The sequence below is a fragment of the Myxococcus sp. XM-1-1-1 genome, from assembly GCF_020037095.1.
In the GTDB taxonomy this organism is placed as follows: domain Bacteria; phylum Myxococcota; class Myxococcia; order Myxococcales; family Myxococcaceae; genus Myxococcus; species Myxococcus fulvus.
Genome location: NZ_JAIQDH010000005.1, coordinates 432,578 through 440,966, shown reverse-complemented (window position 1 = coordinate 440,966; position 8,389 = coordinate 432,578). Strand labels below are relative to the sequence as shown.

Genomic DNA, 8,389 nt, shown 5'->3' with positions numbered 1-8,389 from the left:
TTGCGGGGGCAGGATTTGAACCTGCGACCTTCGGGTTATGAGCCCGACGAGCTACCAGGCTGCTCCACCCCGCGTCATGTTGATGTCTGCCTTTGAACACCAGAGGTCCGGCTTTGATTCACCGGACCTCTGGCTTCCTGAATTGCGGGGGCAGGATTTGAACCTGCGACCTTCGGGTTATGAGCCCGACGAGCTACCAGGCTGCTCCACCCCGCGTCAGCGGCGAGGGAGGTAGTACCGCCCCTCGCCGGGGACTGCAACATCTATTTCGAGCGAACCCGAGCACGCATCCAACACGTGCTCGAGCGCGCGGTGTGACTCACTTGCGCAGCTTGCTGAAGAGGTCGGCCATCGTGCCGAAGCCCTTCTTGCCCGCGCCCTGCGGCTGCTGCGTCTTCTGCCAGGCCTCCACCTCGGCGCGCTCCTCCGCGCGGACGGCGGCGGTGACGGACAGGCGGATCTTCCCGGACGCGTCGATGTCCAGGATGGCCACCTTCACCTCCTGGCCCAGCGCGTAGTGCTTGCGCAGATCCGTGCCGCGCTCGGTGCCCGTCTCGCTCGCGGGGAGCAGGCCCTTGCCACCGGCGAACACGAGGAAGACGCCGTACGGCTCGATGCGGTCCACCTTGCCGACGACGACCTGGCCCACCTTGGGACGGGGCGCCGCGGGAGCCGCGGGCGCGGCCTTCTCCGCCGAGGCGGCCGGACGCTCCTCGGGGGGACGCTGCGCCTCCTCCTCGGAGATGCGGCGCAGGCCGATGCGCTTGTCCTTCTCGTCGATCTTCTCGACGGCGACCCAGATGGTCTCGCCTTCCTTCACCACGTCGCGCGGGTGTGCGATGCGGCGGTCGCTCAGCGCGGAGATGTGCACCAGGCCATCCACGCCCGGACGCAGCTCCACGAAGGCGCCGAACTGCTGGAGCCGGACGACCTTGCCCTGCAGACGGTCCCCCTCCTTGATCTCGGAGATGGCCTTCTTGAACGGGTCCTCCTGCCGCGAGCGCATGGACAGCGTGATGCGCTCCTTCTGCTTGCTCTTGTCGGGGGAGTTGGGCTGCGCGGCCTCCATGCGCAGGATCTCCACCTCCACGTCATCACCGACCTTCACCACGTCGCTGGGGTGACCCACGCGCGTGTACGAGAGCTCGGAGACGGGGATCATCCCCTCCACGCCGCCCAGGTCCACGAACACGCCGAAGTCCCGGACGCCGGTGACCTTGCCCTTGACGACCTTGCCGTCGCCCAGGTTCTTGCGCGTCTCCGCGGCCAGCTGGCGCTGCTCGTCCTCGAGCAGCGAGCGGCGCGAGAGCACCACGTTGCGGTCCCGGACCTCGGTGACGCGGAACTTGAGCTTCTCGCCGATGAACTGGTCCGGCTTCTCGACGTAGCGCAGGTCCAGCTGGCTGATGGGGCAGAACGCGCGCACGTCGCCGATGGCGACCTCCACGCCGCCCTTGTTCACGCTCAGCACCATGCCCTCGACGGGCATGCCCGACGCGCGGGCCTCGGCCAGCATCGCCATGGAGGCGCTGCCCTTGGCCAGCGCGCGGCTCAGCACGATGCCCTTGGCGCCCACCTCGATGACGTGCGCGTCCAGGCTGTCACCCACGCCGTAGCGCAGGATGCCCTCGTCGTCCTTGAGCTCGCGCAGCTCGATCATCGCCTCGCTCTTGGACGCGCCCTCCAGCGACACGAACGCGGTGTCCGCGCCAAGCTGGAAGATGGTGCCCTTGACCTTCTCGCCCAGGCGCACGCCCCGGCGGCCCGGCGCCCCACCCTCCTTGGCCTGCGCCTCGAACATCTCGGCGAAGGACTCGGACTCGGGAACCTCCTCGTACAGCGCGGAGGAAGGCGCCGGCGTCGGCGTCACAGGGCGCGGCGCGGAGGTCGTCGTCGGCGCGCCGGAGGCCTCGGCCTCCGCGGTGGTCGCCTCGGCGGTCGCGGTCGCCTCGGCGGGGTTCTCCCCCACCGGGCCTCGCGTCTCGATGGCGCCCGACGCGCGCTTCACGACGACCATGGGACCGGACGGACGGCGCTCGCCGCCACCGCGGCGCTCGCCTCCACCCCGCTCCTGACCGCCCTGGCCACGAGGAGGACGGCGCTCGTCGCGCGGAGCCCCTCCCTCGGAGCGCGGACGCGCGTCACGGCCCTGACCGGGACCGCCGCGCTCGCCGCCGCCGCGAGGACCCTCGCCACGGCCGCTGCCGCCCGAAGGGATGCCGAGCATCACGTCACCGAAGGTGGCCTTCGGCTTCTTGGGGCCGCCCATCCCACCCGGACCGCCCGCATTGGAACCGTTCTTCTCGTCGCTCACTGCCGAGACCTTCCTGAGACGAAGTCAGCCAGACTTCCCGTGAAGCCGGGCCCATGAAAAAGGCGGCGCACTCTACACGCGCGCCCTGTCCGGAGGAAGCCCCGAAGACAGGCACGCGGCCCACACCACCGCAAGGACCTCAACGGAGGCCCCCCGCCAGCCCATCCCGCCCACCCCCTCCTTGCTGCTCCAACCACCCCCTGCCCGCTCCGTGAGGAGCCGAGCATCGGCGAGCACTTAGCGCGCCCGGCGCAGCCGTCCGGAGACCTTGCGGAACACCGCGCCGGCCTCGGGGACACCCAGCGCGGCGGCCACCGCGAAATAGATGCCTCCCATGGGGATGGCGACGGCCAGGAAGCCCAGGACGGGGTGCAGCCTGGGGGGCGCGAGGAAGGCCCCGCCCCACTCCGCCTGCACTCCCGGCATGGGGCCCAGCACGGCCGCGAGCCCCAGCTTCACGCCCAGGGCCACGAGGCCCGCGATGACGGCCGCGCCCCACAGCCGGGGCAGGAGCCCCGGGGGAACGCCCACGGGCCCCAACTGCCGGGTCAGCTTGCGGCGCAGGAGATACGACTCGAGCCAGGCCACGAGCCCGCTGGCGAGCGTGAGCCCCAGCGCGCCCAATTCCGAGGGCAGTCCCAGCCACCCGGGCAGATGCAGGCCCAGGACCCAGGCGCCCACCGAGCCCACCGCGACGCGGACGATGGCGAAGCGCAAGGGCGTCTTGGGGTCCTTCAAGGCGTAGAAGGCGGAGGCGTACAGCCGGCCCACGGTGGAGGCCACCAGCCCCACGGCGGCGCCCATGAGCAGGTACCAGAGGTAGCGCGAGTCCGCCGCGTCGAAGCGGCCCGTCTGCAGGAGCGCCGCGGCCACCATGTCGCCCAGGAACAGGAAGGCCGCCGCGGAGGGCACCACCCAGAAGGCGATTCGCCGCGCCCCTCCGTCGATGCGCTGACGCAGCTTCGCGGCGACCTCCTCCGACCCGGCGCCGTCCGCCGCGCGGGCCATCTCCGGCAGCTCCGCCGCGGACACCGCCATGCCGAAGAGGCTCACCGGGATGAGGTAGATGGTCTGCGCGTACACAAGGGACGACATGGCGCGCTCGGAGATGAGCGTGGCGAAGGCGGTGTCCACCCAGGCGCTGAACTGCACCACGCCGCGCCCCAGCACCACCGGGCCGAAGCTGCGGAGCACCTGCCGCACCGGCTCCGTCGCCGTGGAGAGCGACGGGCGGAACCTCCCCAGCAGCTGGAGCGTGCGGGGCACCTGCACCGCGAACTGGAGGAAGCCGCCGGCCACCACGCCGTAGGCCAGCAGCTCCACCAGCCGGTCCTCTTCGTAGCGGCCGCCCACGACGAGCAGCGTGGCGATGATGGCCCCGTTCCAGACGACGGGCGCCAGGTACGACAGCAGGAAGCGTCGGTGGCTGTTGAGGATGCCCAGGCACCAGGCGCTCAGCACCAGGAAGCCCGTGCCGGGGAAGAGGATGCGCACCACGCGGATGGCCAGCTCTCGCGCGTGGCCCTCGAAGCCCGGAGCGATGAGGTCCACGAACACGGGCGTGAACAGCATGCCCGCGCACACCAGCAGCGCCGTCGCCAGGGACAACAAGCCGAAGACCGCGCCCGCCACCCGGTCCGCCTGCTCCGTGTCCTTGCGGCCCAGCAGCTGGGCGTACACGGGGATGAAGGAGCCGGAGAGGACTCCCTCACCGAAGAGGTTCTGCAGGAAGTTGGGGATGCGCAGCGCGGCCTTGAAGACGGCGGCCGCCTCCGCGTTGCCCAGGTAGTGGGCGAAGACGCGCTCGCGCACCAGGCCCATCAGGCGCGAGGCGAGGATGCCCGTGGCCACGAGCATGGCGCCCCTGCCCCCCGAGCGTTCGGACCGTCCGGTCGAGGCGGGAGGAGTCGGGGAAGGCTCGGGCGCGGAGGCGGTCACGGGCCGGGGACTCTATGCGTGACGTCAAGTGGCATGAAGCGCGAAACCCATGGCCCCTGTTTCTCTTGACGGTGCCCCCGGCGGATTGCGAGGGTCCGTCCTCAATGGCCGACATACCGGACAGCGACCTGGACGACGTGGCGCGTATCCGCCTCGTGCTGGCGCGCGAGCTCGAGACCATCAACGAGTACGAGGCCTTCGCCCGGGCGTCCTCCCACCCAGAGGTGCGGGCCTTCTTCCTCCACCTGGCGACGGAGGAGAAGGAGCACGTGTCCGAGGCGGTCCACATGCTGCGCATGCTCGACGCCCACCAGGACTCGCGCTTCACCACGCCCATCGCGCCGGGTCACTTCCAGCAGGCCGTGGGCGAGGCGCCACCTCCCGCCGCCGTGCTCGCGCCGCCGCCTCCTCCGCCTCCGGCCAAGCAGGTCCTCAACGGCCGCTCTCCGGTGGAGCCCCTCACCGCCCTGCCCCCGCAGCGGCTCATGTATGGCCTGCCCGCCCCGCCGCCCGCCGTCGAGTCCCACCCCCTCACGGTGGGCTCGCTGCGCCGTGGCGGTGGTGGCGGTAATCGCTGACGACGTTCCCCTTTTTCTCCCTAGATGTTGAGCCGGAGATTGTTCGATGCCTGACTTCCTTGGACATGCCGAGAACCCGCTTCGTGAGGAGGAGTGGGCGCGCCTGAATGAAACCGTCATCCAGGTGGCGCGCCGCTCACTGGTGGGCCGCCGCATCCTCGACATCTACGGTCCGCTGGGCGCGGGCGTGCAGACGGTGCCCTACGACGAGTTCCAGGGCGTGTCCCCGGGCGCTGTGGACATCGTCGGCGAGCAGGAGACCGCGATGGTCTTCACGGACGCTCGCAAGTTCAAGACCATCCCCATCATCTACAAGGACTTCCTGCTGCACTGGCGGGACATCGAGGCGGCGCGCACGCACAACATGCCGCTGGATGTCTCGGCCGCCGCCGGCGCCGCGGCGCTGTGCGCGCAGCAGGAGGACGAGCTCATCTTCTACGGCGACGCGCGCCTGGGCTACGAGGGCCTGATGACGGCCAATGGCCGGCTCACCGTGCCGCTCGGTGACTGGACGGCGGCGGGTGGCGGGTTCCAGGCCATCGTCGAGGCCACGCGCACGCTCAACGAGCACGGCCACTTCGGCCCCTACGCCGTGGTGCTGTCGCCCAAGCTCTACTCGCAGCTGCACCGCATCTACGAGAAGACGGGCGTGCTGGAGATCGAGACCATCAAGCAGCTGGCCGCCGACGGCGTCTATCAGTCCAACCGCCTGCGCGGCGACTCGGGCGTGGTGGTGTCCACCGGCCGCGAGAACATGGACCTGGCGGTCTCCATGGACATGGTGGCCGCGTACCTGGGCGCGTCGAGGATGAACCACCCGTTCCGCGTGCTGGAGGCGCTGCTGTTGCGCATCAAGCACCCGGACGCCATCTGCACCCTCGAGGGCGCTCCCGCGGCTGCCGCCCGTCGGTAGTCCAGCCCCCCATGGCCAAGGTCCTGGTGATCGACGACGAGGTGAACCTGCGCAAGGTGCTCGCCGCCATGCTGCGCAGGGACGGCTTCGACGTCACCGTCGCGGAGAACGGTGAGCAGGGCCTGGCCGAGTTCAACAAGAACGGCGCGGACATCATCGTCACCGATCTGGTGATGCCCAAGGTGGGCGGCATGGAGGTGCTCGGCACCATCCGCGCCGCCAACCCGGACGTGCCGGTCATCATCATCACCGCGCACGGCACGGTGGACTCCGCCGTGGACGCCATCAAGGCGGGCGCGTTCGACTACATCACCAAGCCCTTCGATCAGGTGGAGCTGTCCTCCGTCGTCGCGAAGGCCGCCAAGACCAACGAGAGCGCCCGTCGCTCCGTGCGTCCGGACCTCAAGGCGCGCGCCGCCATCATCGGCGAGGCGCCGCAGATGCAGGAGGTCTACAAGGTCATCGACAAGGTGGCGGACACACCGTCGACGGTGCTCATCACCGGAGAGAGCGGCACCGGCAAGGAGCTCATCGCCACCGCGCTGCACGGCGCGTCCAGCCGCCGCGACAAGCCGTTCATCAAGATCAACTGCGCGGCCATCCCCGCCACGCTGCTGGAGAGCGAGCTGTTCGGCTACGAGAGGGGCGCCTTCACCGGCGCCGTCACCTCCAAGCCGGGCCGCTTCGAGCTGGCCGACGAGGGCACGCTCTTCCTCGACGAGATTGGCGAGATTCCCGTCGAGATGCAGGTGAAGCTCTTGCGCGCGCTGCAGGAGGGCGAGTTCGAGCGCGTGGGGGGCATCAAGACCACGCGCGTGGACGTGCGCCTGGTCGCCGCCACCAACCGCGATTTGCAGGCGGAGATCGAAGCGGGCCGCTTCCGCAAGGACCTGTACTACCGCCTCGCGGTGGTGCCGCTGTCCCTGCCGCCCTTGCGCGAGCGCCGCAGCGACGTGCTGATGCTCGCGCGGCACTTCGTGGAGAAGTACAACAAGCGCCTCAACAAGAAGATCGAGGGCATCACCGACGACGCCCTGGCGCTGCTCCAGGCGTACTCGTGGCCGGGCAACATCCGCGAGCTGGAGAACCTCATCGAGCGCGTCCTGCTGTTCGCGGACGGGCCGTTGATCACCGCCAAGGACCTGCCCGAGCCCATCCGTCAGGGAGCGGGCGTCCAGGCGAGCCCCACCTCGGCGTCCTCCCTGCCCGCCTTGGAGGTTCCCGCGGGCGAGGTGGGCCTGAAGGACATCGTCCGGATGAAGGCCGCGGAGTTGGAGCGGGACCTCATCGTCAAGAAGCTCGACGAGACGGGCGGCAACGTCACCCGCGCCGCGCGTCTCCTCCAGATCAGCCGGAAGTCCCTGCAGACGAAGATGAAGGAATTCGGTCTGCGAGACACCACGCCTGACGAGCAAGAGGACGGCCCCGAGGATTGACCCTCGGTTGGCGGAATTCCTCGTCGCGGGCGCTGGTTTCGCGCCCGCTCACTCTTTCCGATTCATGGAGCCAGCATGCGGCCGAACCTTCCCACCCTCGGTGCACCTCCGAAGCGGAGCCCCATCGGGCCCGTGGTCGCCGTGTCACTCATCCTCGGCGGCGCTGCCGGGGGCGTGTGGTGGTGGAAGCAGCGCATGGCCACCGCCACGCAGGAGGCCGCCGTCACCCAGGCCACCGCCGATGCCGCCGCCACGCCCGACGCGGGCGCCCTGGCCGCGGCGCCCACCGCCCCCGCCGCTCCCACCGACCCGGTGAAGGCCGCGGGCATGGAGCGCGCTTCCATGCGCATCGACGGGCCGCTGGAGACGGCGTTCGTCAACTCCGCGGGCGCGGACGTGGGCCCGGCGCTGGCGCAGGTGGTGACGCGCACGCTGGTGTGGTGGGTGGCCGTCCCCAACGAAATCCTCCGCGGGGACACCCTGGACGTGCTCTTCCAGCGCCGCCCCAACGAGGAGCCGCTGGTGCACGCGGTGCGCTTCACCAGCGCGAAGCTGGGCAAGACGATGAGCGCCTACCGCTTCCAGGGCTCCGCGGAGAACACGGCGCGCTACTACCTGCCCTCCGGCGACGAGCTGGAGCTGCGGCTGGAGAAGTCCCCGCTGGACGACTACGAGCAGGTGACGTCGCTCCTGCGCGATGGCCGCCGCCACAAGGGCGTGGACTTCCGCACCCCGGTGGGCACGCCCGTCAAGGCGCCCTTCTCCGGCGTGGTGAAGCGCAAGAACTGGAACTGGAGCAGCAACGGCAACTGCCTGGAGCTGATTGAAACGGGCGGCAAGGGCCGCCGCGCGCTCTTCCTGCACCTGGACGAGGTGTCCAAGGACATCCAGGCCGGGACGCGCTTCAACGTGGGCCAGGTCATCGCGCGGAGCGGCAACACGGGCCGCTCCTTCGCGCCCCACCTGCACTACCAGCTCATGCAGGGCGAGGAGAAGGTCCTGGACCCCTTCGACCAGCACAAGACCTACCGCCGCACCCTGGCCGCCAACCACAAGACGGCCTTCGACGACGAGGTCCGCCGCCTGGAAGGGCTGCTCGGGACGTCCGTCGCGGGGAAGTAAAAGCAACCCGATTCTTGACACTCCTCCGACGGCGCGGCTAGCTGGAAGCCCCCCGGGCTTGCCGGAAGGCCCGGTCGTTTCGCCGTCG

6 protein-coding genes and 2 tRNA genes are annotated in these 8,389 nt (G+C 70.2%); 4 read left to right on the top strand and 4 right to left on the bottom strand.

Annotated features, from left to right (window positions below; translation table 11 throughout):
- The 4 genes from K8640_RS13925 to murJ form a co-directional block, all read right to left on the bottom strand.
- Nucleotides 1–74 (bottom strand) — tRNA-Met (locus tag K8640_RS13925).
- 68 nt (nucleotides 75–142) lie between these two features.
- Nucleotides 143–216: transfer RNA gene (locus tag K8640_RS13920), tRNA-Met, on the bottom strand.
- 103 nt (nucleotides 217–319) lie between these two features.
- Complete coding sequence (locus K8640_RS13915; RefSeq protein WP_223747475.1) at nucleotides 320–2,314, bottom strand: S1 RNA-binding domain-containing protein; 1,995 nt, start codon at nucleotides 2,312–2,314, stop codon at nucleotides 320–322.
- A 237-nt stretch (nucleotides 2,315–2,551) separates the two neighbouring features.
- Nucleotides 2,552–4,252 (bottom strand): murein biosynthesis integral membrane protein MurJ, encoded by a 1,701-nt coding sequence (murJ, locus tag K8640_RS13910; RefSeq protein ID WP_223747474.1) that lies wholly within the window; start codon nucleotides 4,250–4,252, stop codon nucleotides 2,552–2,554.
- Between the two features lie 104 nt (nucleotides 4,253–4,356).
- Here murJ and K8640_RS13905 point away from each other — a divergent pair, with 104 nt between their 5' ends.
- From K8640_RS13905 to K8640_RS13890, 4 genes are all read left to right on the top strand, one after another.
- Complete coding sequence (locus K8640_RS13905; protein ID WP_223747473.1) at nucleotides 4,357–4,830, top strand: ferritin; 474 nt, start codon at nucleotides 4,357–4,359, stop codon at nucleotides 4,828–4,830.
- A gap of 46 nt (nucleotides 4,831–4,876) precedes the next feature.
- The gene (gene encA / locus K8640_RS13900; protein WP_141332916.1) at nucleotides 4,877–5,743 is read left to right on the top strand and encodes an encapsulin nanocompartment shell protein EncA; all 867 of its coding nucleotides are present in this window, start codon (nucleotides 4,877–4,879) and stop codon (nucleotides 5,741–5,743) included.
- 11 nt (nucleotides 5,744–5,754) lie between these two features.
- Entirely contained in the window at nucleotides 5,755–7,179 is a 1,425-nt protein-coding gene (locus tag K8640_RS13895) for a sigma-54 dependent transcriptional regulator (RefSeq protein ID WP_223747472.1), read from the top strand.
- Nucleotides 7,180–7,254: 75 nt separating this feature from the next.
- Nucleotides 7,255–8,301, top strand: coding sequence for a M23 family metallopeptidase (locus tag K8640_RS13890; RefSeq protein ID WP_223747471.1), 1,047 nt, complete (start codon nucleotides 7,255–7,257; stop codon nucleotides 8,299–8,301).
- Nucleotides 8,302–8,389: the final 88 nt, after the last annotated feature.

What these genes read in the sequence shown, in the direction of transcription:
- K8640_RS13905 (WP_223747473.1), top strand. Translation starts at nt 4,357, where the DNA reads ATGGCCGACATACCGGACAGCGACCTGGACGACGTGGCGCGTATCCGC.
- encA (WP_141332916.1), top strand. Translation starts at nt 4,877, where the DNA reads ATGCCTGACTTCCTTGGACATGCCGAGAACCCGCTTCGTGAGGAGGAG.
- K8640_RS13895 (WP_223747472.1), top strand. Translation starts at nt 5,755, where the DNA reads ATGGCCAAGGTCCTGGTGATCGACGACGAGGTGAACCTGCGCAAGGTG.
- K8640_RS13890 (WP_223747471.1), top strand. Translation starts at nt 7,255, where the DNA reads ATGCGGCCGAACCTTCCCACCCTCGGTGCACCTCCGAAGCGGAGCCCC.